Raw genomic sequence first — 25203 nt, 5'->3', positions numbered from 1 at the left:
TTCATGGCACGACAGAATTATATCTTCACCTCGGAATCCGTCTCTGAAGGGCATCCCGACAAGGTGTGCGACCGCATTTCGGATGCGGTGCTGGACGCTTTGCTGACCGAAGAACCCGAAGCGCGTGTGGCAGCAGAGACCTTTGCCACCACCAATCGCGTGGTGATCGGCGGCGAGGTGGGGCTTTCGGATCAGGAAAAGCTCCGCGGTTACATGGACGGGATGGAGGATATCGTCCGGTCGTGCATTCGCGACATCGGCTACGAGCAGGAGAAGTTCCACTGGAAAACCTGCGAGATCACTAACCTGCTGCACGAGCAGTCCGCGCATATCGCCCAAGGGGTTGATGCGGCGTCGGGCAAGGAAGAGGGCGCAGGCGATCAGGGCATCATGTTCGGCTTTGCCACTGACGAGACCGACGCATTGATGCCGGCCCCCATCCAGTACAGCCACGCGATCCTGCGCCGGCTTGCCGAAGTGCGCAAGGATGGAACCGAACCGGCCCTAGGGCCTGACGCTAAGAGCCAGCTGTCCGTGATCTATGAACGCGGCAAGCCTGTAGGTATCGGTTCGATCGTGCTGAGCACGCAGCATCTGGACGAGGCGCTGACCAGTGCCGACATCTACGACATCGTAAGCCCCTATATCCGCGAGGTTCTGCCCGAGGGGTGGCTGACCGACGCGACGAAATGGCATGTGAACCCGACCGGCAAGTTCGTGATCGGTGGTCCGGACGGTGATGCGGGACTTACCGGACGCAAGATCATCGTGGACACCTATGGCGGTGCGGCCCCGCATGGCGGCGGCGCGTTCTCGGGCAAGGATCCGACCAAGGTGGACCGCTCGGCGGCTTATGCCGCGCGCTATCTGGCCAAGAACGTGGTGGCGGCGGGCATGGCGCAGAAATGCACCATCCAGTTGAGCTATGCCATCGGGGTCAGTCAGCCGCTGTCGGTCTATGCCGACACTCACGGCACTGGCGATGTGTCGCCGGCGCAGATCGAGAAAGCGGTCTCGAAATGCATGGACCTCAGCCCGCGTGGCATCCGCGAGCACCTGCAACTGAACCGTCCGATCTATCAGCGTACGGCGGCCTATGGCCATTTCGGTCGCGCACCCGATGCAGATGGCGGGTTCAGCTGGGAAAAGACCGATCTGGTGGATGTTCTGACCAAGGCGATCTGATCGCCCGGTCGTACGCGGAATTTTCAAGACGGCGGCTCGATGAGAGTCGCCGTTTCGCGTTTGGCGCAGGTCGCTATCAGGTATTTTTGGAAAGATGAAAGCACGGGCGGTTTGGAACACGCGAGTGTTTGCGCTCGGGGCAGGGGCGAGGTAAAGGCAGCGACCATGGCAACGCTCAAACATCCATCAGGTGCGCCGTGGCGCAATTTCTATGGCCGCTTCAAGGGCAAATCCCTGCGCGCCTCTCAGGAGGCGCTGCTGGATGAAGACCTGGAGGGCCTTTCGCCCGGAGCCGTGGGCTGGGACGTGAACCCGGAGCGCGTGCCGCTCGACCTGAAGGCGCGATTCGGTGGCCGGCCGGTTTGGCTTGAAATCGGTTTTGGCGGCGGCGAGCATCTGGTGCATCAGGCCGTGAGCAATCCTGATGTCGGGTTCATCGGCTGCGAGCCCTATCTGAATGGGGTGGCCATGTTGTTGGCCAAGCTGCGCAAGGCAGGCGTGACGAACGTCGCGGTGCATCCGGGGGATGCGCGCGACTTGTTTGACGTCTTGCCTGAGGGCAGCATTGCGCGCGCATTTCTGCTCTATCCCGATCCCTGGCCGAAAAAGCGCCATCACCGGCGTCGCTTCGTCACCCAGGAACATCTGGCACCTCTGGCGCGCGTGATGGCGCCGGGGGCGATCCTGCGGGTGGCCACGGATATCGAGGATTATGTGCGCCAGACGCTGGAGGAAGTGCCGAAGGCTGGGTTTGAGTGGTTGGCGGAGCGCCCCTCCGACTGGCGCACGCCATGGGCAGATTGGACTCGCACGCGGTACGAGCAAAAGGCACTGCATGAGGGGCGCGTGCCGCATTACCTGACGTTCCGGCGGGTCTGACAAAAACGAGGTGATTTAATCTGCTAAACCTGTTGCCGGCGGCGCATAGGGCGAGCGCCGTGCCGGGGGAACTCAGTGGTTTGTGCGGGCGGTATGCGCATCGCTTGCCGACAGTGTCGATGCGCAAATGCCCGAGACCTTTTCATAACTCAGATCAAGCACCGCCTTCATACCCGTGGGCGTGAATGTCCGTGTGAGCGATCCGTCGAGATAGGCGGCAATGGCTGTCTGACTCATCTGCGTCCCGAAGCCTTCATGGCTTTCGGCTTCGCTAACGTCTTCGATCGTGCAGGTTTCGATCCACTCGATCCGCAGCAGATCGCCGTCTTGGTTGCTGGTGATGGTAAGGTTCCCCTCCGGCCCGGACAGCCCGCCATATTTCACGGCATTGGTGCAAAGCTCGTAGAACACGAGCGCGAGTGGCGTGATCGCGGCTTCTGCGACGGGACAATCGGCAAGCTCAATGCTGGGCTGTCTCTCTCCGATGAATGGTTGCAGGATGGAGGAGACGAGATCGGCAAGGGCCGTCTTAGATGGCGTCGCCTGCTTGGGGTCCGGGCTGGGCACCGCGAGGGAATGCGCCTCCGATAGGGCGCGAAACCGGTCTTGCATCATCTCCACCAGCTCTTCGGCGCTGTCTGCCTGTCGTGCGCAGATGCGCAGCAACCCGCCTGCCACGGCAAAGCAGTTTCCGACCCGGTGACGCATTTCCGACAGCAGCATGCGCTGCTGCTCTTCGGCCTGACGTTTCAGGGTGATGTCGCGGGCAATTTTCGATGCGCCGATGATGCGGCCGCCGTCGTCGCGAATAGGTGAAATCGTCACCGAGATCGGCACCAGACTGCCGTTCTTTCTCTGGCGGGTCGTCTCGTAATGCGCGATGCGCTCACCGCGTCTGATTCGCTCGATGATATCGGCTTCTTCGCCCTGCCTGCCATGCGGGAAAAGGATGGTGATGGGCTGGCCGATCGCTTCCTCGGCGGTGAAACCGAACAGCGATTCCGCGCCGCGATTCCAGCTTTGAATGATGCTGTCGAGGTTTTTGGTGATGATCGCGTCATCGGAACTTTCCACGATCGCCGCAAGGTGTTGTCGCAGACGGTCTGGGGAACTCATATGGCACGCTCCGATTTGATCCGTGTCAGTATACACTGTTCGGAAATGACACAAACCTCAAAGCGCGCATGGCCGTGATAATCGTGGATCACGGTTTGGTTGCCTTTTCGCCCTTGGATGCTGTGGGCATCGGGCCAGATGGCCGGTGCGATCTGTGGGACACCTTGGGCAGGTTCTGGTAACTGTCTTCTCGGCAGCCAGAGAAGCCTTGGCAATTAGAGAAAATCCCGGTGCTTCGGCGTTATGCGCCGGGAGGGCTTTTGACATACGCTTCGCGTCAGCCGCCAGCCAACCTGGAACCTTCCCATTGGCGGTGCGTTTATCTTCAAAGGAACGCATCTTCTGTGAGCCTTTGCAGCATTGCTCTGGGCAGTCTAAGTGCCCGAGCGATGCAGATTGCGCGCCTTGGCTTGGCGGGGGCAGTCGTAGAAGAAACAGGGGTTTACTATGCATACCAAACCCACCGAAGCCACGCGGACGAACCGAGCTGGCGGTGCGCTCAGCGAAACGGTGGACTCTGTCCTCAGTCTTACTGACAACCGGGACGACGATGTGACTGTCGGTGAAATCATTCACGCCAGCGGAGACAACGGCGCGCTGCCGCCGCTCTTGCTGGTTGCGCTGGTTGCGGCCACGCCACTGTCTGGCATTCCGGGCGTTTCCATGGTGTGCGGTGTGCTGATCGTGCTCTTGTCTTTTGAACTGATCGCAAATTTCCGTAGTCTCTATCTGCCGAAAAAGCTAAACCATGCGCCGATTGATGCCGGCAAACTGCGCCTGACGATGGGCAAGATGCGGCCTGCGCTGCGCTGGGTCGACAGGTACACGGGCAACAGGCTGCGATTTCTGTTCCATCGTCCGATAGTCTGGGTGCCGCAAGTCTTGTGCCTGTTGAGCGGCGCGGCGATGCCGTTTCTTGAATTCATCCCGTTTTCCTCGTCCTTTGTGGCAACGGGCGTCAGTCTGTTGGCGATGGCAATGCTGACGCGGGACGGGATATTCGTGATGCTTGCGCTCATCCCCTATGGCGGGCTGACCTATCTGCTGACGACGGTCCTGGGATGAGCCGCGTCGCAGATTGCATCATACCCGTTCTCTCGGTGGCAAGGACGGGCCGTTGCCCCGGAACCCGGCCTCGGCAAAGGATACGATCCGCTCCAGCGTGGCCTCGAATTGCGAGATGTCGCAAACGCCTTCTGATATACGTTCGAGCCGCTTGAGATCGGTGATCGTGTAATGCAGCGCGCCCAAGGTGAAATGCAGGCGCCACAATATCTCTTCTTCTGACAATTCGGGCAGAACGCGGCTGAAATACGGGATGAAGCGGCGCAGGTGGCCGACGTCGTTATAGAAAATCTCGTGCAGCGGCGACGATTGATCCAGTTGCAGACGTGTCAGGAACTGGATGAACAGGCCGCGCCCGCCGGTGTCAAACGACCAGCGAATGCCGGGGCGCAAGAGGGCGCTCAGCACCTCGCGCAGCGGGACCACGCCGCCTTCGGCGCGTTTGTCGGCAGCTTCCAGAAGTTGAGCGCGTTCACGGTTCAGGTCGGTTGCGCGCCGCAGGAAGACGGCCTTGAACAGCCCTTCCTTGCTGCCGAAATGATAGTTTACCGCTGCCAGCCCGACACCTGCCGCAGTGGTGATCTCGCGCATCGACACGGCGGCGTAGCTGCGATGGGCAAAGAGGCCCTCGGCAACCTCGATGATCCGGTTGCGGGTCTCGCTGGTGCGCGCCTGACCACTGTCCGACGTTTTTACTTCGCGCCCCAGCGCGTCCAGATCGATCGTTTCGCTTTGCGGTTTGGTCATGCTATTCCTCGCCGGTCCCGAATGCGCGGGCCTCACGGACCAGCGGGGCCTTCATCATCTTGCCATTCGCGTTGCGTGGCAACGGGTCGGTTGAAATCCTGTAAAAGTCCGGCTGTTTGTAATCCGACAGAGATTTCGCGGCATGGGCGCGCAGCGCCGCTTCGTCGGTGGCCATGTCGCGCACCGTGACGAAGAGGCATACCCGCTCGCCCATGACTGTATCGGGGACCGGTACCGCCGCGCATTCGATCACTTCCGAATGGGCGATCATCACGTTTTCAACCTCGGCGCTGAACACCTTGTATCCGGCGCGGTTGATCATGTCCTTCTTGCGGTCGTGGATGAACAGATACCCTTCGTCATCCATGCTGACGACATCGCCCGTGCGCCAGAACCCGTCGAGAAACGCCTCTGCGGTCTGCTCGGGCGCCTCCCAATAGCCTTTGACGATCATCGGCCCGCGCACCCACAGCTCTCCGATGCCGCCGGGGGGCACTTCGATACCGTCCTCGCCCATTACTACCGCTTCACCGCATTCGACCAGCAGGCCAATGCTGTCGGGGCGGTCCGCACTGGCCCAAGCGGGCATGATCGACACCGGCGAGGTGGTCTCGGTCGCGCCATAGGCATTGATCAGGCGCAGCTTGGGCAGCGCCTTGCCCAGTCGCGTGACGATGGCGGGGGGCATGATGCCACCGCCATAGATACCTGTGCGCCAATGGGCGAAATCGGCGGCGTTGAAATTCTCGTGCATCAGGATCAGCTGGTAGATCGACGGCACGAAAACGGTAAAGGTGATGCGCTCGCGTTTCAGCACGTCCAGCACGGCGGCGGTCTTGTATTCGCGCATGATCACCGTCGCGCCCGCCACGCTGAGCATGTTGGTATAAAGCGCCATGAAGCCCGAAATATGCGCGCCGGGGATCGCCAGCAGGCCGCGCTGACCTGGTTTCAGGTCGATCCCGTGGGCATATTGCAGTGCGGAATGGATGATGTTGATATTGGCGATGCAGGCGCCCTTGGGTTTGCCCGTGGTGCCGGAGGTGTAAAAGAGGAAGATCGTGTCATCCTCGGTGCCTACCGGGGTGATGTCGGTGGCGGGCGCGTGCAGCAATTCGTCAAAGGGCGTCATGCCCTCGGCCGGGCCATCGGACCAGGTTGCCCGGACTGACGGGCACTCGGACATGGGCGGCAGGCGGTCCAGAACAGAGGTTTCCGTGACCAGCGCGGCAGCGGCGCAGTGGTTCAGGATATAGGCCGTTTCCGGCGGGCTCATCTTGACGCTCATCGGGACGGCGATGGCCCCCATCCGCACGGCACCCATCAGGGCCAGAAAGAACGGAATGCCGTTGCCTAGCATGATGCCCACTCGTTCGCCCGGCGCGATCCCGGCGGCGATGAAGCCGTTGGCAACGCGGGTTACGCGTTCGTCATATTCGGCATAGCTGAGGCGGGTATCGCCGCAGACCAACGCCTCGTTGTCGGGGGTGTCGCGGGCGGCGCGGCGCAAGAGATCGTCAAACCGCTCGGGCCTGTTTTCATAGCAGCGAAAGACGCGGTTCCCGAAATGCAGTTCTGTCCGGGTCGGATTGATATCCGCGCCCACGACAAAGCGCTGTCCCACGATCCTTGGCTCATAAGTGTCGCCGGTCATTGGACGATCCTCCCTTCGTTAAGTCAGCGTGCCGGAAGGCGAATGCCGCCGTCAAGGCGGATCACTTCACCGTTCAGCATGCGGTTTTCCACGATTGCCGCTACCAGTGTTGCAAATTCCTCCGGCTCGCCCAGGCGGTCGGGGAAGGGCGGGCGCAAGGCCGTGACGACGTCGCGCGCGCGCGGCTTCATTTCGTTGACCATCGGCGTGGAGAATACGCCCGGCGCGATGGCCATGACCCGGATGCCGTACTTCCCAAGTTCACGTGCGAGCGGCAGCGTCATCGCCGCAACCGCGCCTTTGGATGCGGCATAGGCGGGTTGCCCCACCATGCCGTCATAGGCCGCGACCGAGGCGGTGTTGACGATCACGCCGTGCTGGTTGTCGACACCGGCGGACGCTTCCTGCATCTGACGCGCTGCAAGGCGGATGAAATTGAACGTGCCGACCACGTTGACTTCCAGCACGTTGCGGAAATCATCCAGCGGCAGGGGTCCATCGGGGCGCAATGTGGCGCCGGGCGACGCGATCCCGGCGCAATTGACCAGCACCCGAACAGGGCCGAGCGCGGCCTTGTGGGCGTCAAACAGCGCCTCTGCCGCGGTATCGTCGGTGACATTGCACGCGACGGGGTGGATGCACGACATGTCCTGCCCTGCGAACGCGGCGTTTAGCGCGGCCTCGTCCAGATCGACTGCCGTGACGGTGTAGCCGTCGCTGGCAAGTCGAATCGTTGTCGCATGGCCCAGACCCGAGGCCGCGCCTGTTACGATCGCAGACGGTGTTTCGTCCCAAATTTGGTACGAACGTTCCATTAAAATGCCTCCAATTTGTTCAGATTTACGCGAGCGTGGAGGATTATTAGCCCTCGTCGGCTTATTTTTTCCGTTTATTCCAAGAATTCGGAGAAACTGCAATCAATAACTTGAACGACCGTTCCAAAGTTGCTACCCATCGGGAACTCTGAGGGAGGACAACATGACTTTTAAATCAATTCTGGCGGCCACCGTCGCCACCGGTCTGCTTGCCAGTACGGCATTGGCCGACACTATCCGCATCGCACATATCGACCCGTTCTCGGGGGCTTTCTCGAATGTTGGTACGGTCAACGGCAAACACGTCCAGTTCGGTGCCGACATGGTCAACGCCGCTGGCGGTGTGCTGGATGGCGATACGCTGGAAATCGTGCGCTTCGACAACAAGCTGAGCGCGCAGGAAACCGTGATCGCATTCCAGGAGGCGCTGGACCAAGGTATCCGCATCGTTACGCAGGCGACCAGCTCTGGCGTGGCGTTGGCGCTGGCTGACGCAGTCAAGAAATACAACCGCCGCAACCCGGATGATCCGGTACTTTATCTGAACTACGGCTCGGCTGATCCGTCGCTCACACGCGATAAATGCGACTATTTCATGTTCCGCTTCGAGGCGCACTCGGGGATGAAGCAGGCCGCGGCGACAGACCAGATTGCCAAGGACGACAGCATCAAGAAGGTCTATATCATCGGTCAGGACTATGGCCACGGCCACGAAGTCAGCCGCTATACCAAAGAGATGCTGGCAGAGAAGCGCCCGGATATCGAGATCGTCGGTGACGAGTTCCATCCTTTCGGTTCCGTCAAGGATTTCACGCCGTACATCGCGAAGATCCTTGCCTCCGAGGCGGATGCGGTCGTGACCGGCAACTTCGGCTCGGACCTGTCATTGCTGATCAAGGCGGCGAACAGCGCCGGGCTGGATGCAAAATTCTTCACCCAGTATTCCGGCACATTCGGCACGCCGACTGCCATCGGCGAAGCGGGCGAAGGGCGCATCTATGACGCAGCCCCTTGGCATCCGGATGTTCCCGTGGAGCAGGGCAACGCAGACGCGGCCAAGATGGCAAAGGACTTCGAGGCGAAATACGACAGCGATCTGTATTATGTGCAAATCGTCGTGCAGATGCAGATGCTGGGCGAGGCCATCAACGCTGCTGGCTCTGCGGAACCTGCCGCCATCGCCGCCGCGATGGAGGGCATGAGCTTTGACGGCCCGACAGGTGCGATGCAGATGCGTGCCTCTGATCACCAGCTCTTTCACCCGCTCTTCGTGTCGGTCTTTACCCAGGATGGTATCACCAACGACTCCGAGGATACCGGTCTGGGCTGGAAGACCGTTCTCAGCGTCGATGCCGAGCACCTGAGCGACGATTCGACTTGCCAGGTCGAAAAACCCTAAAGTTGATCCCGCTCCCGGAGTAATTCGGGGGCGGGTTAACCCGTCTGCTGGGAGGCGTGCGTGGACACATTCATATTCGTGCTGGTCAATGGGCTGCTTTACGGCATGTTGCTCTTCATGTTGTCGAGTGGTTTGACGCTGATTTTCAGCCTGATGGGGGTGCTGAACTTCGCCCATGCCAGCTTTTACATGCTGGGGGCGTATTTCGCCTACCAATTGGCCAGCTTCGGGTCTTTCTGGCTGGGCCTGATCCTTGCGCCATTGCTGGTCGGCTGCCTGGGGGCCGCGATCGAACGTTTCGGATTGCGCATCGTCCACAAGCACGGGCATGTCGCCGAGCTGCTGTTTACCTTCGGTCTGGCCTACCTCATCGAGGAACTGGTGCGTCTGATCTGGGGGCGTCAGCCCGTCCCGTACAGAATTCCCGAAAGCCTTGATTTCACGCTCTTCTCCGTCAGTGGCATTGATTATTCTGCCTACCGAGCTTTCATGTTGCTGATCGCGGTGGCGATGTTCATCTCTGTCCTGTTGTTGCTGAAACGCACCCGCGTCGGCCTGATGGTGCAGGCCGCACTGTCGCATCCCGACGTGTTGTGGGCGATGGGCCATAACGTGCCGCGCCTGTTCATGCTGGTGTTCGGCGGGGGCGTCGCGCTGGCCGGTCTGGCGGGCGTCATCGGCGGTAACTATCTGGTGACAGAGCCGGGCATGGCGCAACAGATGGGGACAATCCTGTTCGTGATCGTTGTCTTCGGCGGGCTCGGGTCGCTGCTGGGCGCATTCCTCGCGTCGCTGATCATTGGCATCACGCAGACGCTGATGGTCACGATGGATGGCACGCTCACCGATCTGATCACGTCGCTGGGCGGCGCGGCCCCCCATGCCACCGGCATGTTTCGCGAGATCTGGACCATCGCACCCGCCAACCTCGCACCGGTGTTTCCGTATCTGCTGCTGGTGATCCTGCTGATTGTGCGCCCCCGCGGCCTGCTGGGAACGAGGGAATCTTGATGAAACGTTTCGTGATCTTCCTTGCCTGCGCGGCAGCCCTCGCTGCTGCACTGCTGCTGCCGTCGCTGGGGGCTGGGCGTTTCGTCATTGTCATGCTGACGCAACTGGCGATCATGGCGACCTTCGCCATGTCCTATAACGTCAATCTTGGGCAGACCGGGCTGCTGAGCTTTGGTCACGCGGTCTATCTGGGGGCAGGTGTCTTTGCATCGCTCTACCTGATCACGGCGATCGGTGAGGGCACCGTACCGTTGCCGCTGGAATTCGTACCGCTGGGCGGCGCGCTGGCGGGGTTCATCCTTGCCGCGATTTTCGGCCTTGTGTCGGTGCGCCGCGCCGGTGTGACCTTCGCGATGATCTCGCTGGGGCTGGCGGAATTGTTCGTGGCAGCGGCGATGCTGTTCCCCAGCGTCTTTGGCGGCGAACAGGGCGTGTCGACGGACCGGATGGTGGATTATTCCCTGACAGGGATGGGATATGGCCGCCCGCAGGAAATCTATATGCTGGTGCTGGTCTGGGCCGTTTTCAGCGTGGCGGCGATGGTGTTCTTGTCGCGCACGCCGCTGGGCCGGTTGGCCAACGCGGTGCGCGACAATCCGCAGCGCGTCGAATATCTTGGCTATACGCCCTACTGGATCCGCTTTGCGCAGTTCTGCATCGCAGGCACGTTTGCCGGTGTCGCAGGCAGCCTGTTCGCGCTGACCTACGAGATCGCAAATGCCGAGGTGCTGGGTCTGCGGACATCCGCCAACGTGCTGATCGCCACCTATCTGGGCGGCATCACCTATGTGCTGGGGCCTGTTGTCGGCGCATTGGTCGTGACGTTGCTGGAAATCAATCTGGCACGGCTGACCGAAGCATGGCTGTTTTACTATGGCCTTCTGTTCATCGCGATCATCCTGTTCGCGCCGCGCGGCCTGACGGGTATTCTGATGGACACGCCGGACGCTGTGCGCCGTGCGGGCTGGGGCGGTCTGGCAAAGGCTTTGCTGCGCTGGGTACCTGTCGTGTTCCTGATCGCCGCAGGATCAGTGATCCTGGTTGAGCTTTGTTACCATCTGTCCAACAGCTTTGATCCGCGCGAACCGCTGAAATTGTTCTGGACCGAGGTCAACGCACAGAGCTGGACGCCGTGGACTGTCGGTGCTGTCATGAGCATCTCTGGCCTGGCATGGCTGGCGGTGAACCGGCGCAATGCCGCCCCCCGCCGTGCGCAAAAGGGAGGCACGTCATGAGCGTCCTGTCCATCAAGGGGCTGCACAAGAATTTTGGCGCGGCCAAGATCATCCAGGGCATTGATCTGGAGATCGAGGAGGGTGAATTTCACGCCATCATCGGCCCCAATGGGGCGGGTAAGTCGACGCTCTTCAACCTGATATCGGGCCAGTTCGCCCCCAGTTCGGGTGCGGTCACGCTGCACGGGAGCCGGATCAGCGGCCTGCGTCCATATCAGATCAACCGGATGGGATTGTCGCGGTCGTTTCAGGTCAGCAACATCTTCGCGAACATGAGCGTGTTCGAGAATCTGCGCTGCGCCCTCATGTGGTCGCGCAACGTCGGCTACTGCTTCTGGCGGTTTGCCTCGCGCTGCGGCGATATCGACGCGCGTACCGACAGCCTGCTGGAGGAAATCGGCCTGACTGCGCGCAAGACCGATATGGCGGGCAACCTGTCCTATGCCGAACAACGCGCGCTTGAGGTGGGCATGACCATTGCAGGCGGCGCTTCGGTGCTGTTGTTTGACGAACCGACCGCTGGCATGAACCACCACGAGGTCGAAACCTTTGCCGCCTTCCTTCGCAAGATCGCCAAGGGGCGCACGGTGATGATGGTCGAGCATGACATGAACGTCGTGTTCAGCCTCGCGGATCGGATCTCGGTGCTGGTCTACGGCCAGATCATCGCGACCGGCAAGCCCGAGGATATCCGGGCCAACCCGGCGGTGAAAGAAGCCTATCTCGGAGCTGATGCATGAGTGATTCCGCACCCCTTCTGAGTGTCCGCGACGTACACGCCTATTATGGCCTGAGCCATGTTCTGCACGGCGTCGATCTGGATGTGCGCGAGGGCCAGATCGTGGCGCTTCTGGGCCGCAACGGCGTCGGGCGCTCGACCCTGTGCAAGGCGATCATGGCCATCGTGGAGCGCGAGGGCAGCATCCGCATCAAGGGCCAGGAGACGTCGCAGATGATGCCGCACCAGATGGCGCGGCTGGGCGTGGGCTACGTGCCGGAAGATCGCGCGATCTTTCCCGGCCTCACGGTCGAGCAGAACCTGATCCTGGGGCAACACGCGAACGCGGGGCCGAAAAGCTGGACCCTGGACAAGGTCTATTCCCAGTTTCCCTCGCTGGAGCGTCGACGCGATACTGATGCGGACGTGTTGTCGGGCGGTGAAAAACAGATGCTGGCGATGTGCCGGGCGTTGATGTCCGGCCCGGACCTCATTCTGGTGGATGAGCCGACCGAGGGGCTCGCTCCGCTGATCGTGGAGCAGGTGGCAGAGCTGCTGGCCGAGATCACCCGCAGCGGGGTTTCCGTCCTGCTGATCGAACAGAAATTGACCATGGCGATGCGGATCGCCGATCACGTCTATGTCATGGGGCATGGGCGAACGGTGTTCAGTGGCAGCCCCGAAGAACTTCGGATCGACCATGACACCTGCAAAGCATGGCTGGAGGTTTAAGTGATGGCACAAGGCAATTCCGTTTATGTTCTGGGCGGCGCGCAGACCGATTTCGCCCGTAACTGGTCGCGCGAAGGGCTGGAGATAGATGCGCTGATGGGCGAAGTGCTGGAGGACGGGCTGGCGCGCACCGGGCTGGAGCCGCGCGATATTCAAAGTGCCCATGTCGGCAACTTCACGGCTGAACTGTTCTGCAACCAGGGCCATCTGGGCGGCATCTTCGCCTCGCTGCATCCAGACCTTTCGGGCGTGCCCGCCAGTCGCCACGAGGCGGCCTGCGCATCGGGCTCGATGGCGATGCTGTCGGCGATGGCCGAGATCGAGGCGGGGCGTTACGATCTGGTGTGCGTTCTGGGCGTCGAATACATGCGCAATGTGCCGGGCCAGATCGCCGCAGAACATCTGGGCGCTGCTGCGTGGCATGGTCGCGAATGGCAGGATGCCAAGTACATGTGGCCCGCCGCGTTTTCCGATCTCAACGACGCCTATTCCGAAAAATACGGCGAGGTGGATTACCGCCATCTGGGGGAAATCGCCCGCATCAACTATGAGAATGGCCGCCGAAACCCCAATTCGCAGACCCGCAAATGGACGTTCAACGACGATAGCTTCACCGTCGATGATGATGCCAACCCGGTGATCGAGGGCAAGGTGCGTCGCAATGATTGTGGGCAGGTCACTGATGGTGCCGCGGTCGTGTTCCTGGCGTCCGAAAAACGCGCGCTGGAATATGTCAAGGCACATGGCCTGAAACTGGGCGATCTGGCCCGTATCGACGGCTGGGGCCACCGCACCGCGCCGATGCTGTTCACCGACAAGCTGGAAGAGAGCCGCAATTCGCGCTTCGTGTTGCCACAGGTCAACCAGACCATACAGGAATGCTTTGGCCGGGCAGGTATCGGCGGCGCGTTTGACCTCGATGCGATCGAAACACATGATTGCTTTGCCATGACCGAATATGCCGCGATCGACAGTTTCGGGATCACCGCACCGGGCGAAAGCTGGAAAGCGGTCGAGGAAGGCGTCATCGCCCATGGGGGTCGCCTGCCGATCAACCCGTCGGGCGGCCTGATCGGGATGGGGCATCCGGTGGGGGCCACTGGCGTGCGGATGATGCTGGACGGGTACAAGCAGGTGACGAACCGGGCAGGGGACTATCAGGTCGAAGGCGCGCGCAAGGTCGGCCTGCTGAACATCGGCGGATCGACCACGACCATCGCGTCCTTTGTCGTGGGGGCTGCGGAATGACGAGTATGGACCTCACTGGCAAGATCGCCGTCATAACCGGTGCCTCCTCGGGTCTGGGAGCGCATTTTGCGCAGGTTCTGGGCGATGCGGGCGCACAGGTGTGTCTGATCGCGCGCAGCCAGGACAAGCTGGAACAAGTTGCGAAATCACTGGCAGAGGCGGGTATCGACGCTGACACGCATCCTGCCGACGTCACGGATCGTGCGGCGCTGGAGACTGCCTTTGCGGCCTTCGCGAACAGGCACGGAACCGTCGATATCCTGATCAACAACGCCGGAATTGCCCGCACGGCGCCTTTTCTGGAAATGGAAGAGGCCGATTGGGCGGCGGTGACCGAGACTGACCTTGGTGGCGTATGGCGCTGCGCCCAGATCGCGGCCCGGATCATGGCCGAGCGCGGCAAAGGCGGATCCATCATCAACATTGCCTCGATCCTGGGGCAGGTGGTGCAGCCGACCCAGACCAATTACGCCGCCGCCAAGGCAGGCGTGTTGCACATGACCAAGGCGATGGCACGAGAGCTGGGGCGGCACGATATCCGCGTCAACGCCATTGCGCCGGGTTATTTCGAGACTGACATCAACGCCGAATTTTTCCAAAGTGCCGCTGGAAAGAAACTGATCGGCAAGCTGTTCCCGCGCCGCCTCGGCAACATGTCGGAACTGAACGGGCCGCTTCTCTTGCTCGCGTCAGACGCGGGCAGCTTCATGACTGGCACCACGCTTACCGTCGATGGCGGCGCAACTCTTACGGGGATCTGACACATGAAACTTGCTGCAAACGATCGCATTGCCGACCTGCAATCGCGCCTCACGGCGTTCATGGAGGCCAAGGTGATCCCCGCCGAGGCGGCATATTTCAACCATGTTGAAACCGCGGCCGACCGCTGGACCATCCCGCCCGTGATCGAGATGCTCAAGGCCGAAGCGCGCGACGCCGGGCTTTGGAACCTCTGGTGCCCATACCCCGAGTTTGGCGCTGGCCTGAGCAATTTCGACTACGCGCCGCTGGCCGAGATCATGGGCCGTTCCCTGATTGCGCCGGAGGTGTTCAACTGCAACGCGCCCGATACCGGCAACATGGAAGTGCTGATCAAATACGGCACTCCGGCGCAGCAGGCGGAATGGCTGACGCCGCTTCTGGCCGGTGAGATACGCTCGGCCTTTTGCATGACCGAACCGGCGGTGGCATCGTCTGACGCCACCAATGTAGAGGCGTCGATCATCCGGGACGGCGATGATTACGTCGTCAATGGCCGCAAGTGGTGGTCATCCGGGGCCAACGATCCGCGTTGCAAGATCCTGATCGTGATGGGCAAAAGCGATACCAGCGCCGAGCGGCACAAGCAGCAGTCGATGATCCTCGTGCCCATGGACACGCCCGGCGTGACCGTCATCCGCCCGCTCAGCGTATTCGGAGCCGATGATGCGCCGCATGGGCACGCCGAAATCACTTTCGACAATGTTCGCGTGCCCGCGACGAACATCCTGTTGGGCGAAGGGCGTGGATTCGAGATTGCGCAGGGGCGGCTTGGGCCCGGTCGTATCCATCACTGCATGCGCCTCATTGGCGGGGCGCAGCGCGCGCTGGAAATGATGTGCAGCCGTGCGAAGTCGCGCCATGCGTTCGGAAAGCCTCTGTCGGATCAAGGCGTGGTACGTCAGCAGATCGCGCTGTCGGCCTGCGAGATCGAGCAGGGCAGGCTACTGGCGATGGCGGCGGCAGAAAAGATGGACCGGCTGGGCAACAAGGATGCACGTGATATGATTGGCATGGCCAAGATCGTCATCCCGCAGATGGTCCAGACCGTGATCGACCGGGCGATACAGGTGCATGGCGCCGGTGGCCTCAGTCAGGATACCGTGCTGGCCGGGTTGTTCGCCTATGCCCGCACGATCCGCATCGCTGACGGCCCGGACGAGGTGCATCAGGATGCGCTGGCGCGGCAGATGCTGAAACGCTACGCGCCGGAATGACCGATCTGGCCGCCATCCCTGCTGACATCGCAGCGCTCGCCCCGGTGATCGCGGCGCGTGTGCCGTCCCTTGGCGGCACGCCGCAGGTGCGTGCCTTTGGCAAGGGGCAATCGAACCCGACCTACCTGCTGGAAGGACCGGAGAGTTGCGCGGTCCTGCGGGTGCAGCCACCCGGCCCGTTGCTCAAGGGTGCCCATGCGGTGGACCGCGAGTTCCGCGTGATGGACGCGCTGCGCGACACCCGCGTTCCGGTGCCGCGGATGCTGCTGCAGGGCGGCGCCGACGAAACGCTGGATCGACGCTATATCGTGATGCAGATGGTGTCGGGCGTGACCCATTGGGATCCCGCATTGCCGGGCATGACCTCGGCGCTGCGCGGCCAGATATACGGCGCCATGGCTGCGCTGCTGGCGGATCTGCACATGGTCGACATCGAGGCTTGCGGGCTGGGCGACTACGGTCGCCCGGGTAATTATTTCGCCCGCCAGTTCGCCACCTGGACGCGGCAATACCGCGCCGCCGAAGTCGAGACGAACCCGGATATCGAACGGCTGATCGGCTGGCTCGAGGCGAACCAGCCCGAGGATGACGGTGCCGTCAGCCTTGTGCATGGCGATTTTCGCATCGACAACATGATCTTTGCGGAAGGCAGCGCCGAAGTGCGCGCGCTGCTGGACTGGGAGCTTTCGACGCTTGGGCATCCGCTTGCCGATCTGGCCTATCAATGCATGCAGTGGCGGCTACCCAATGAGAACGCCTTCAAGGGGCTGGGCGGCGTCGATCGCGCCACTTTGGGCATCCCGGACGAGGCCGAGTACGTGGCCACCTATTGTCGCCATCGCGGCCTGCCGGGCATCGACAACTGGAGCTATTATCTGGCGTTCTCGTTCTTTCGCCTGACGGCGATCCTGCAAGGGATCTATCGGCGCTATCTGGACGGCAATGCCGCCAACGCCGAGACCGCGCTGCAATACGGCCAGACCGTGCCGATCCTTGCCGCGCTTGCGGTGGAAATGATCGACGAAAGCGTCGCGAGCTAAACCGATTTTCCGGCGAGTGTATCCGGCTATCCCTGACCGGCGGTGCTGTTCAGGAGGGAGCGGAAGACGGCGCGTTTTGCACGGTTGTCGCCTGTTCAAGATCGGCAATGCGGGCACACCCAATCTGCCCCATGCAGGTTTCCAGTTCATCCGATAGCATTTGCAGCGCCATCTCGACCCCGGCCTGACCACCCGCCGCCAGATCGTAAAGCGTCGTACGGCCGAAAAACGCGCCCTTGGCCCCAAGCGACAACGCCTTTGCGATATCGCTGCCTCGACGAAAACCGCTATCGAGAAAAATCTCACATTGCTCGCCAAAGCGGTTAGCGACTGACGCCACCGGAACGCTATGCGACGCCGCAAGGCGCACGATCTGCGCGACCTCTTGGGTGGATGTGACAAAAGCCACCAGATCGGGCGGCTGATTGACGCCCCATGTCAGGGCATTCCCGTGCTGTTCGCGAACGGCGCTGGCCGTCGATATCCGACAGGTGACGGTTGATCGCAGTTCCGTTTCCAAAGCCTGAATTTTCTCACAGGCGTTTTGCGGGGGAGGAAAGCTTTCAGATGTCATATCGGTCTTCTCAACGTGAATGGGCTTTGGCGCTGCTCATCAACGGCCCTTCGGGGTGAATATGTTTTTCTTGTCTGGTGAATTTCTGACAGGTTTTCTGATCGCAGAACGTTTGGATTGTGCACACCAAGCGCGAACCTCCCTCGGTCACGGGACAAGACCACGGTAGTCGTAGCTGAATGCCCCTGATAGATCAGTATCTATAGATCATAACTTAATGATGGTGCATTACCGGCATCTCGGCAATCAAATTACCGGCTCGCGGCCAAGAAAAACCGCGCGCGCCGATCCGAGCAACGGCCGTCCCGGTGCGGTCTCGAGGTCGATCCCCGTTGAGACCTGCCGGCACCCATGCCACGCAATCTGCACTTCCAGCTCAGATGCTGTGCTTCATAGATATGTCTTTTGGATGCTGAGACGTACGATCTCGTGAGTTTCAGACCATCAATGGACTGGGCGGCCGAATACGGGCGGTTATCTCCTAGTGACGTGTGAAAATAAGCTCGCGGTTGCCTTGTACCGGGCCGGCCATGGTGCTTTGCGCGCCATCGGGCCAATCGACGGTCACGCGGGCGGCTGACGGTTCAGAGCCCAAGCCGAAATGCGCCTGGATCGGATCGAAGGAGACAAACCCACCACTTGTCTTGATGATGCGAACCTGGGTGCCAGCCTCTGTTTCGATCGTGATCCGACTTCCGATGCCCGAGGTGTTACCGACTTCATCGCGAAGCCTGATCCACAAGCCCTGGCCATCGGGGCGGTCATTGCGATGCACGATGACGCCCGCAGTGCTTGGCGCACGGATAACATCGACGTCTCCGTCTCGGTCATAGTCCATCAAGACATATGATGTCGTTGGGATGGCATCCGCCAGACCGTATTCGGAGGACATATGCGAAAATGTCCCCGTCCCGGTGTTGCGGTAAAAGGCATTCGAGGCATAGGGCGGCAAGGGAATGTAACCTGTTGCGACAAATATATCCTGCCACCCGTCCTGATCCAGATCGGTGAATTTCGCGTTCCAGCTCCATCCGGGGCGGTCGGAATGCGTCTGCGTCGAGAGATCGACAAACGCTCCGTTTTCCGTCTTTGACAGCAGCAGGCTTCTATCGGCCCGATAGCCCAGAGGATCGTGCCTTGCGTTATCGTCCGCGATTTCTGCCGGGGGCAGTATCTGGGTGGGCAACAAAGCCTCGCAAAGGCGACGCATGACCGGCCAGCCCGCCGGGAATTGGCCGCAGTCATATGACGCACCGCTCAGGCCCGCGCGCCGGATATGCGCGTACATTCCACAGATCGCGCGCATCTGCGGGTCCTGCATGGTCATGCAGTTGGGCAGCAATGGGTTCGTCGCTGCGAACAGTTTGCTGCGATCGAGCAGCATGGTCTCGCAATCTGCGGTCTCTCCATGCAACAGCTTCATCTCTGGGTTGCAGTAATCCTGACGTTCGCTTGATTTGGCCTGGGTGATCTGGGACAGGTAAACTTCCATCTCGCCGTCATTGTCAAAATCTCCGGAATCCAGGCTCATCGTCGCCTGGCCGAGATAGGGCATCACTCCGTCGGATTTCCGAAGCAGTTTGTAGCTGTGGTGCCCGGTGTTGAGATAGGCCTTGTCCGAGTGGAAGCCGTCATCGCCGATGAGAATGTCGTCATGGCCATCGCCGTTGATATCCATGATCAGGGTGCTCAGGCTTTCCCCCGGCACGCCCGGCAGTTCCATTGGCTCGAAACTGGTCCCGTTGTTCCACAGGATGCGGTCCCTTGCGCGGCGGTCCGCGCCAAAACCGACGGCCGCAGCCCCGACCCAGTTGGCTGCGAGGATATCCAGATCACCGTCATGATCCAGATCGGCAAAAGCAGGGGCACCCATCATAAGCGCGTCACGGTTGGGAAGACGGGTGGCCTCTTTCGGATCAAACTGCCCGCCTATGTTTCGAAAGATGTACGCGCCTTCCATGAAGGTCGATACGAAGAGATCAAGTGCTCCGTCATTGTCCAGATCGACCAGCGTCGCCGCGTTGACAAAAGCGCCGTCAATCTGCCCCAGCGAAACATCCTGTCGGACAAACCGGCCCTGCCGGTTCATGTAGAGCGAAAGGCCGCCGGTTTCCGGGCCATTCCCCATGACGATTTCGTCCCACCCATCCCCGTCGATGTCTCCGGCAGCGATTCCGCCAAAATATGTATACGGTTCGATTTGTTTGAGCGCTGCCGCGTCGTGGATCAGGTCTAGCCCGATGTCGGCGCCGTCTATGCGGGCGAACGCCGTGTTGCCAACGGCTGGCGCGGCTGCCGACTCTAGGGGCGCTTCTGATACCGTGACACGACCGGGGCCGGTATGGGAAATGAGGTTTGTGGAGCGGCTGCGCGAGACGGGAACGGCTGCGGGGGTCTCTTGGATATCCGCTGTCACATCCGGCAACACAGCGGCTTCATTCACGGTCTGGCGCGGTTTGGCGTTTTGCAAGATGGCTGCCACCTGCTCCCAGCGGAAACTCTGCGCATAAGGTGCGGCACCCCATGCCACGATGCCGCCGGCGATGGACAGACAGAATAATGCGGCGCTCATTGACAATGCGATGCGGTAGGACATCGCCCTGCCGACAATCAGGAACGAATAGATGCTGAAAGTCCCCAGCGCGAGCAATGCCGTCATGGCAAAGTAATCCCGCCAGCCCGCCGCATAGAGAACGGAAACCAGGATCACGTCGAATGCGATGGGAACCGGCAGGAACAGTGCAAAGGCGGCAATGAGGCAAAGCGCCAGAAACGCGCCCATTCGCCCATCAAAAAAGGTGACGTGGGACAACAGCGTTTCGACTGGCAACACCGTGACAATCATCGCACCGGCAAAACCGGCCAAAAGCATAAGAGGGACCGTGATACGCACCAGCATCAGGAAATTCTCTGCATAGGTGCGCAGGAACCAACGCAAGGCTTGCAGATACCGTTGCTGGGCAACCGTCGAATGCACGCCCAGGTGGATTTTCTCGCCAATCGAGCGCAGCAACGAGTTCTTTCGGATCGTTGGTGCGAGATCCGCTGTAGGTTTGGCCGGGACGACACGGTCGAGCAATCGCACCAGAACCGGCAATACTAACAAGAGAAAGATCAGCATCGCCAGCAGCTTGATCAGGGCCAGATGCAGCGGCAACAGCGCAAAGCTCATCGTAACGACAATGACATTCAACGATGGCGACGCGATCAGGGCCGCCAGAGTTGTCTCTCGGCGCATGCCTGCCTCATGCAGACCTTGTGCAATCGGGGCCGCACAATTGACGCAAACCCCCAAGGGCGCCCCCATCATCGTGCCCATCAGGGCATTCGAGAAATAGCCTTTGAATTGACGTTTTGGCAGCAACCCCAGCAAGGTCAGCATGGCGGCACCAAAAATCACACCGAAGGTCATGCCCTTCCAGTTCGTGTAGATCCAATTGATCGTATTGGCAAAAACAGCCTTTAGCAGCCCGGCACCGGGCAACACCTCGATCAACGTATCGAACGCGATCCCGGATGTTTCCGTCCGCATTCCCATCAATGCCTTCTCATTCAACGCGGGATAGCGTGAACCGAACCAAAAGGCGTACAGAGCCAACAAGATGAAGAGAATCGAGACATGTAGTCGCTTGTCAGTCTGCAGCTGTTTCAGGGGAATAACCTCGGAAAAATCGAAGGAATTGGGATGAAAGACAGCATCGTAAGATGGTGCCATTCGGCTTTTTCAGGCGGGGTATCTTTGATCTTTCTTGCAGTCAATCACAAGTTGTGAGGTGTGCCTTGCAAGGGTCCATGAGGCCACACACCAGGGCGACCGCGCCTGCGTCAACGTGTGTTGAAGATCTTCTCACCAAGACTTTTGCGTGTTCCAGTTGCCTGTCTTATCTTCCACTCCCCAGTGGTTACGATGAGCCAAGAACACTCTCTTAGAAATTTGCTCTATTTGACCCCATAGGCGTTGAAGTCAGACATGGTGTGCCACGGGTTCACGACTCTCTGAACATCCCGGACGGACACTTGTCTCGCGCAAAGCGCGACCTCAGACTGTGAGTGATGTTGGGGCTTATTCGTCGGGCATTGGCGGTCTGCGATGGGCCAGCATACCCGTAACCCACGGAAACAGTGCCACTATCAGCAGTGGCAGTCGTATTGTCTGGTTTTGGAGAGGTATTTGGCTGGGATGGTAGGATTCGAACCTACGGTACACTGTACCAAAAACAGTTGCCTTACCACTTGGCTACATCCCAACATTGGCGCGTTATCTAACGCGGCTGGATATCTGGTGCAAGGCCGGAATGGCAAAAAAGATGCCCGTTTCGATGACAATTTTTGCGCGCGTGGTGGTGCGGCTGCGACCACGCCGTCATTCCAGTGTTTCGTCCGGCTTCACACCCCAAAGATCAGCCTTGCGTACCCAGCCCTGATAGCCAGAGGACCGGATCTCGCACCATTCGATGCTGCATTCCTGGATTCGGGCGATTACCCCCAGTTCCAACTGCGCCACGGCCATCGCATCCGGGGCCGGCTTTGCTTTCATTTCGACCATGTCGGTCTCGATGATCGCGGTGCGTACGCCCGACAGCAGTGAATAGTGCATCCAGCCTCCCGCGCCGTCACGATCGCGGATGCGCCGCCAGTGGCCGTGTTCTGCAGTGATCTCCAGCGGAATATCCTTGCGCACGAAAATCCAGTCTATGCGGTGCGTGCTGCTGGGGCCGCGCCGCACATTGCCTTCGGAGGCCTTCATTGACACGAAGCGCGGCAAGGGCAGCTTGGTCACCGAGCCGCGATCCTGGGCCGCAGCGCCCAACGTTTGCGCACCGGTCAGCAATGTCGCCCAGAGAAGATTGGAAACTCTCGACATATCTCGATTTCTGCCTGTCTAGCTGCGCGGGGTTCTTGTGCCCCGTCTATTCCTGCGTCACTCTGCCAGCAACGCGCCAACGTGAAAAGATCTAGGAGGGTCCGCATGCCAACTGAACGCCTGAGTGTTGTCGTAACGCGACGTTTGCCCGAGGCCGTCGAGGCCCGTCTGGCCGAGTTGTTCGACACGACGCTGCGCGAGGATGACACGCCGATGACCCGCGACGAGCTGGTCAAGGCGATCCGGGGGGCTGACGTTCTGGTGCCGACCCTCAGCGATACGATCGATGCGGGCCTGATCGCGCAGGCCGGCGACAAGCTGAAGCTGATCGCGAATTACGGCGCGGGTGTCGACCATATCGACGTGGCCACGGCGCGCCAGCGCGGCATTTTAGTGTCGAACACGCCGGGAGTTTCGGCGGATGACACTGCCGACATGACGATGGCGCTGATTCTCAGCGTGACGCGGCGCATCCCGGAGGGGCTGGCGCTGATGCAGTCGGGCGAATGGCATGGCTGGTCGCCCACCGCCCTGATGGGCGGGCGAGTCGCAGGGCGCCGCCTGGGCATTCTGGGGCTGGGTCGCATCGGACAGGCCGTGGCAAGACGCGCGGCGGCATTCGGCATGCAGATCCACTACCACAATCGCAAACGTCTGCGCCCCGAGATTGAAGAGGCGCTGGGAGCGACCTATTGGGAGAGTCTGGATCAGATGGTGGCGCGGATGGACGTGATCAGCGTGAACTGCCCCCACACGCCCTCGACCTTCCACCTGATGAATGCGCGGCGGCTGAAACTGATGAAGCGTGACGCGGTGATCGTGAATACCTCGCGTGGTGAGGTGATCGACGAGAACGCGCTGACGCGCATGCTGCGCGCGGGCGAGATCGCGGGTGCGGGGCTTGATGTTTACGAAGACGGGGCCAACCCGCGCCTGCGAGAACTCAAGAACGTCGTGCTGTTGCCGCATATGGGCTCGGCCACGGTCGAGGGGCGCATCGAGATGGGCGAAAAGGTATTGGTTAATATCAAAACCTTCGACGACGGCCACCGCCCACCGGATCAGGTGGTTCCGTCCATGCTCTGAGCGAAATTCAGCAAGGCCGGTTCTTTAAGGGAGAGGCGTCATGCGCAAATTCGTTTTCATCGCGGTGGCTTTGCTATGGGCCAGTGGCGCAGCAGCGCAGGAGGCCGCCGATGCTGTCGCGCCTGAACTTGGCGGGGCAGGGGCCGTGGCGACCAGTCCAGCGGTGGCCGACGCGCTGCGCCACAAGCAGGCCGGTCAGCCGGTGGTCGCGGATGACTGGATGGTGGTCGCGGCGCATCCGCTGGCGGTAGAGGCCGGTGCAAAGGTGCTGCGCTCGGGTGGTACGGCCGCCGACGCGATGATCGCGGTGCAGCTTGTGTTGGGTCTGGTGGAGCCGCAAAGCTCGGGCCTTGGCGGTGGCGCATTCCTGGTGTGGTGGGATGCGCAATCCAGCAGCCTGACGACGCTGGACGGGCGCGAGACCGCGCCGCTGGCCGCGACACCGCGGATGTTTCAGAGCGCAGATGGCGAACCGATGGATTTCTTCAAGGCGGTGCCGGGTGGTCTGTCTGTCGGCACGCCGGGCACGCCTGCATTGTTGCATGAGGCGCATCAACGCTGGGGAAAATCGGCGTGGCCGACGCTCTTTGACGACGCAATCCGCCTGGCCGAGGACGGGTTCACCGTCACGGAGCGCCTGCACAAATCGGTTGCGCGCGAGGCGCTGACATTCGCGCCATTCCCGGAAACTGTCGCCTATTTCCTGCCAGATGGGGCGCCAGTCGCCGTTGGTCAGACGCTGCGCAACCCGGCATATGCGGAAACCCTGCGGGATTACTCCGCACATGGCCCGGGCGTGTTTTACACCGGCGAAATCGGCAAGCAGATCGTGCGCGCGGTACAGAATGCGCCTTACAATCCGGGGCTGCTGAGCGATCTGGATCTTGCGATCTATCAGGTGCGCGAACGTGCGGCGGTTTGCGCGCCTTACCGTGGTCACGACATTTGCGGCATGGGGCCGCCATCGTCGGGGGCGCTGACGGTGGGGCAAACGCTGGGGCTGCTTTCGGGGTTCGATCTGGCGGCGATGGGGCTGGACAGTGCTGTGGCGCGGCGGCTGATCGGCGACGCCAGCAGGCTCGCCTTTGCCGACCGGGGCCGTTACATGGCCGATAGCGATTATGTGCCTGTGCCGGTGGAGGGACTGCTCGCGCCGGGGTATCTGGCGGATCGGGCCGAACTGCTGAAGGGCGACGACGCGCTGCCAGAGGTGACGGCTGGCATGCCCGAGTTTGATCATGCGCTCAATTGGGCGGATGGCGACGCGATCGAATTGCCGTCGACTTCACATATCGTGATCGTTGACAGCTACGGCAACGCGCTGTCGATGACGACCACGATCGAGAGCGCCTTTGGCTCAAGGCTCATGGTGGCTGGCTTCCTGCTTAACAACGAACTGACGGACTTTTCGTTTCGCAGCCACCGGGATGGCGTGCCGGTGGCCAATCGCGTCGAGCCGGGCAAGAGGCCGCGCTCGTCCATGGCGCCGACCATTGTGCTGAAGGACGAAGCCCCGGTGCTGCTGATCGGCAGTCCGGGAGGCAGCCGAATCATCCCCTACGTCGCCAACGCGATCATCGCGCATCTCGACTGGGGGCTTGATGTGCAGAAGGCGACCGCGCTGGCGCATATGGTCAACCGCTTCGGTACTTACGACCTTGAGGCGGGCACCAGCGCCGAGGCCCTTGTCGATCCGCTGCGTGCGATGGGCTACGAGGTCAAGCTGCGCGATCTCACTTCGGGGCTGCACGCGATCTCGGTCGGGGAGGTGTTGCGCGGTGGCGCCGATCCCCGGCGCGAAGGTGTCGCCCTGGGAGAGTAACGCGCGGCCCGAAAGACGCCCGGCGAACTTCCCAATT

General features: G+C 61.0%; 21 protein-coding genes and 1 tRNA gene. 14 read left to right on the top strand and 8 right to left on the bottom strand.

Annotated elements, in window-relative coordinates; all coding sequences use genetic code 11:
* Positions 1-3: 3 nt before the first annotated feature.
* Entirely contained in the window at positions 4-1185 is a 1182-nt protein-coding gene (metK, locus tag O3306_RS14410; RefSeq protein WP_272008543.1) for a methionine adenosyltransferase, read from the top strand.
* 165 nt (positions 1186-1350) lie between these two features.
* The gene (gene trmB / locus O3306_RS14405) at positions 1351-2064 is read left to right on the top strand and encodes a tRNA (guanine(46)-N(7))-methyltransferase TrmB (RefSeq protein WP_272008541.1); all 714 of its coding nucleotides are present in this window, start codon (positions 1351-1353) and stop codon (positions 2062-2064) included.
* Between the two features lie 72 nt (positions 2065-2136).
* On the opposite strand, the gene O3306_RS14400 is transcribed toward trmB, so the two are convergent.
* The gene (locus O3306_RS14400; protein WP_272008539.1) at positions 2137-3180 is read right to left on the bottom strand and encodes a sensor histidine kinase; all 1044 of its coding nucleotides are present in this window, start codon (positions 3178-3180) and stop codon (positions 2137-2139) included.
* Between the two features lie 447 nt (positions 3181-3627).
* Here O3306_RS14400 and O3306_RS14395 point away from each other — a divergent pair, with 447 nt between their 5' ends.
* Entirely contained in the window at positions 3628-4245 is a 618-nt protein-coding gene (locus tag O3306_RS14395; RefSeq protein ID WP_272008537.1) for an exopolysaccharide biosynthesis protein, read from the top strand.
* Positions 4246-4263: 18 nt separating this feature from the next.
* Here the strand turns inward: O3306_RS14395 and O3306_RS14390 are convergent, their stop codons facing one another.
* Genes O3306_RS14390 through O3306_RS14380 form a run of 3 tightly spaced genes read right to left on the bottom strand, consistent with a single transcriptional unit; the run spans position 4264 to position 7461 of the window.
* Positions 4264-4992, bottom strand: coding sequence for a TetR/AcrR family transcriptional regulator (locus tag O3306_RS14390; protein WP_272008535.1), 729 nt, complete (start codon positions 4990-4992; stop codon positions 4264-4266).
* A 1-nt stretch (position 4993) separates the two neighbouring features.
* Complete coding sequence (locus O3306_RS14385) at positions 4994-6646, bottom strand: class I adenylate-forming enzyme family protein (RefSeq protein WP_272008532.1); 1653 nt, start codon at positions 6644-6646, stop codon at positions 4994-4996.
* A gap of 23 nt (positions 6647-6669) precedes the next feature.
* On the bottom strand, positions 6670-7461 hold the full coding sequence (locus O3306_RS14380) for an SDR family NAD(P)-dependent oxidoreductase (protein WP_272008530.1): 792 nt from the start codon (positions 7459-7461) through the stop codon (positions 6670-6672).
* A 163-nt stretch (positions 7462-7624) separates the two neighbouring features.
* On the opposite strand from O3306_RS14380, the gene O3306_RS14375 reads away from it, so the two are divergent.
* From O3306_RS14375 to O3306_RS14335, 9 genes are read left to right on the top strand one after another with little or no spacing between them, the layout of a single operon-like run.
* Positions 7625-8860 (top strand): branched-chain amino acid ABC transporter substrate-binding protein, encoded by a 1236-nt coding sequence (locus O3306_RS14375; RefSeq protein WP_272008528.1) that lies wholly within the window; start codon positions 7625-7627, stop codon positions 8858-8860.
* 60 nt (positions 8861-8920) lie between these two features.
* Positions 8921-9871, top strand: coding sequence for a branched-chain amino acid ABC transporter permease (locus tag O3306_RS14370; RefSeq protein WP_272008526.1), 951 nt, complete (start codon positions 8921-8923; stop codon positions 9869-9871).
* Positions 9871-11106 (top strand): branched-chain amino acid ABC transporter permease, encoded by a 1236-nt coding sequence (locus tag O3306_RS14365; RefSeq protein ID WP_272008524.1) that lies wholly within the window; start codon positions 9871-9873, stop codon positions 11104-11106. Before O3306_RS14370 ends, O3306_RS14365 begins: the two co-directional genes overlap by 1 nt.
* On the top strand, positions 11103-11846 hold the full coding sequence (locus tag O3306_RS14360; protein ID WP_272008522.1) for an ABC transporter ATP-binding protein: 744 nt from the start codon (positions 11103-11105) through the stop codon (positions 11844-11846). Before O3306_RS14365 ends, O3306_RS14360 begins: the two co-directional genes overlap by 4 nt.
* Positions 11843-12556 (top strand): ABC transporter ATP-binding protein, encoded by a 714-nt coding sequence (locus tag O3306_RS14355; RefSeq protein ID WP_272008520.1) that lies wholly within the window; start codon positions 11843-11845, stop codon positions 12554-12556. The genes O3306_RS14360 and O3306_RS14355 overlap by 4 nt, the downstream gene beginning before the upstream one ends.
* A gap of 3 nt (positions 12557-12559) precedes the next feature.
* A complete protein-coding gene (locus O3306_RS14350; RefSeq protein WP_272008518.1) occupies positions 12560-13804 on the top strand; it encodes an acetyl-CoA acetyltransferase in 1245 nt (414 codons plus the stop codon).
* Positions 13801-14565 (top strand): SDR family NAD(P)-dependent oxidoreductase, encoded by a 765-nt coding sequence (locus O3306_RS14345; RefSeq protein WP_272008516.1) that lies wholly within the window; start codon positions 13801-13803, stop codon positions 14563-14565. The genes O3306_RS14350 and O3306_RS14345 overlap by 4 nt, the downstream gene beginning before the upstream one ends.
* Positions 14566-14568: 3 nt before the next feature.
* The gene (locus O3306_RS14340; RefSeq protein ID WP_272008514.1) at positions 14569-15780 is read left to right on the top strand and encodes an acyl-CoA dehydrogenase family protein; all 1212 of its coding nucleotides are present in this window, start codon (positions 14569-14571) and stop codon (positions 15778-15780) included.
* Positions 15777-16820 carry a phosphotransferase family protein gene (locus tag O3306_RS14335; protein WP_272008513.1) on the top strand — a complete coding sequence of 348 codons (1044 nt, stop codon included), beginning with the start codon at positions 15777-15779 and terminating at the stop codon, positions 16818-16820. Before O3306_RS14340 ends, O3306_RS14335 begins: the two co-directional genes overlap by 4 nt.
* Before the next feature lie 49 nt (positions 16821-16869).
* Here O3306_RS14335 and O3306_RS14330 read toward each other — a convergent pair whose 3' ends face one another.
* From O3306_RS14330 to O3306_RS14315, 4 genes are all read right to left on the bottom strand, one after another.
* Positions 16870-17340: an alpha-hydroxy-acid oxidizing protein gene (locus O3306_RS14330; protein ID WP_272008511.1), complete on the bottom strand. Its 471-nt coding sequence runs from the start codon at positions 17338-17340 to the stop codon at positions 16870-16872.
* 535 nt (positions 17341-17875) lie between these two features.
* Positions 17876-21109: an FG-GAP-like repeat-containing protein gene (locus O3306_RS14325; RefSeq protein WP_272008509.1), complete on the bottom strand. Its 3234-nt coding sequence runs from the start codon at positions 21107-21109 to the stop codon at positions 17876-17878.
* Between the two features lie 457 nt (positions 21110-21566).
* Positions 21567-21641 (bottom strand) — tRNA-Gln (locus O3306_RS14320).
* A gap of 116 nt (positions 21642-21757) precedes the next feature.
* Complete coding sequence (locus O3306_RS14315) at positions 21758-22258, bottom strand: SH3 domain-containing protein (RefSeq protein WP_272008507.1); 501 nt, start codon at positions 22256-22258, stop codon at positions 21758-21760.
* 105 nt (positions 22259-22363) lie between these two features.
* Here O3306_RS14315 and O3306_RS14310 point away from each other — a divergent pair, with 105 nt between their 5' ends.
* Together O3306_RS14310 and ggt are read left to right on the top strand one after the other, a co-directional pair.
* Entirely contained in the window at positions 22364-23344 is a 981-nt protein-coding gene (locus O3306_RS14310; protein ID WP_272008505.1) for a 2-hydroxyacid dehydrogenase, read from the top strand.
* Between the two features lie 40 nt (positions 23345-23384).
* Positions 23385-25166 carry a gamma-glutamyltransferase gene (gene ggt, locus O3306_RS14305; protein WP_272008503.1) on the top strand — a complete coding sequence of 594 codons (1782 nt, stop codon included), beginning with the start codon at positions 23385-23387 and terminating at the stop codon, positions 25164-25166.
* The last annotated feature ends 37 nt before the right edge of the window (positions 25167-25203 follow it).

Source organism: Roseovarius sp. ZX-A-9 (genome assembly GCF_028369135.1).
In the GTDB taxonomy this organism is placed as follows: domain Bacteria; phylum Pseudomonadota; class Alphaproteobacteria; order Rhodobacterales; family Rhodobacteraceae; genus Roseovarius.
Note: the sequence above shows the minus strand (reverse complement) of the source record. Positions and strands in the feature narration are given on the sequence as shown.

Coding starts and splice junctions, on each gene's coding strand:
- metK (WP_272008543.1), top strand. CDS start 4: ATGGCACGACAGAATTATATCTTCACCTCGGAATCCGTCTCTGAAGGG.
- trmB (WP_272008541.1), top strand. CDS start 1,351: ATGGCAACGCTCAAACATCCATCAGGTGCGCCGTGGCGCAATTTCTAT.
- O3306_RS14400 (WP_272008539.1), bottom strand. CDS start 3,180: ATGAGTTCCCCAGACCGTCTGCGACAACACCTTGCGGCGATCGTGGAA.
- O3306_RS14395 (WP_272008537.1), top strand. CDS start 3,628: ATGCATACCAAACCCACCGAAGCCACGCGGACGAACCGAGCTGGCGGT.
- O3306_RS14390 (WP_272008535.1), bottom strand. CDS start 4,992: ATGACCAAACCGCAAAGCGAAACGATCGATCTGGACGCGCTGGGGCGC.
- O3306_RS14385 (WP_272008532.1), bottom strand. CDS start 6,646: ATGACCGGCGACACTTATGAGCCAAGGATCGTGGGACAGCGCTTTGTC.
- O3306_RS14380 (WP_272008530.1), bottom strand. CDS start 7,461: ATGGAACGTTCGTACCAAATTTGGGACGAAACACCGTCTGCGATCGTA.
- O3306_RS14375 (WP_272008528.1), top strand. CDS start 7,625: ATGACTTTTAAATCAATTCTGGCGGCCACCGTCGCCACCGGTCTGCTT.
- O3306_RS14365 (WP_272008524.1), top strand. CDS start 9,871: ATGAAACGTTTCGTGATCTTCCTTGCCTGCGCGGCAGCCCTCGCTGCT.
- O3306_RS14360 (WP_272008522.1), top strand. CDS start 11,103: ATGAGCGTCCTGTCCATCAAGGGGCTGCACAAGAATTTTGGCGCGGCC.
- O3306_RS14355 (WP_272008520.1), top strand. CDS start 11,843: ATGAGTGATTCCGCACCCCTTCTGAGTGTCCGCGACGTACACGCCTAT.
- O3306_RS14350 (WP_272008518.1), top strand. CDS start 12,560: ATGGCACAAGGCAATTCCGTTTATGTTCTGGGCGGCGCGCAGACCGAT.
- O3306_RS14345 (WP_272008516.1), top strand. CDS start 13,801: ATGACGAGTATGGACCTCACTGGCAAGATCGCCGTCATAACCGGTGCC.
- O3306_RS14340 (WP_272008514.1), top strand. CDS start 14,569: ATGAAACTTGCTGCAAACGATCGCATTGCCGACCTGCAATCGCGCCTC.
- O3306_RS14335 (WP_272008513.1), top strand. CDS start 15,777: ATGACCGATCTGGCCGCCATCCCTGCTGACATCGCAGCGCTCGCCCCG.
- O3306_RS14325 (WP_272008509.1), bottom strand. CDS start 21,109: ATGGCACCATCTTACGATGCTGTCTTTCATCCCAATTCCTTCGATTTT.
- O3306_RS14315 (WP_272008507.1), bottom strand. CDS start 22,258: ATGTCGAGAGTTTCCAATCTTCTCTGGGCGACATTGCTGACCGGTGCG.
- O3306_RS14310 (WP_272008505.1), top strand. CDS start 22,364: ATGCCAACTGAACGCCTGAGTGTTGTCGTAACGCGACGTTTGCCCGAG.
- ggt (WP_272008503.1), top strand. CDS start 23,385: ATGCGCAAATTCGTTTTCATCGCGGTGGCTTTGCTATGGGCCAGTGGC.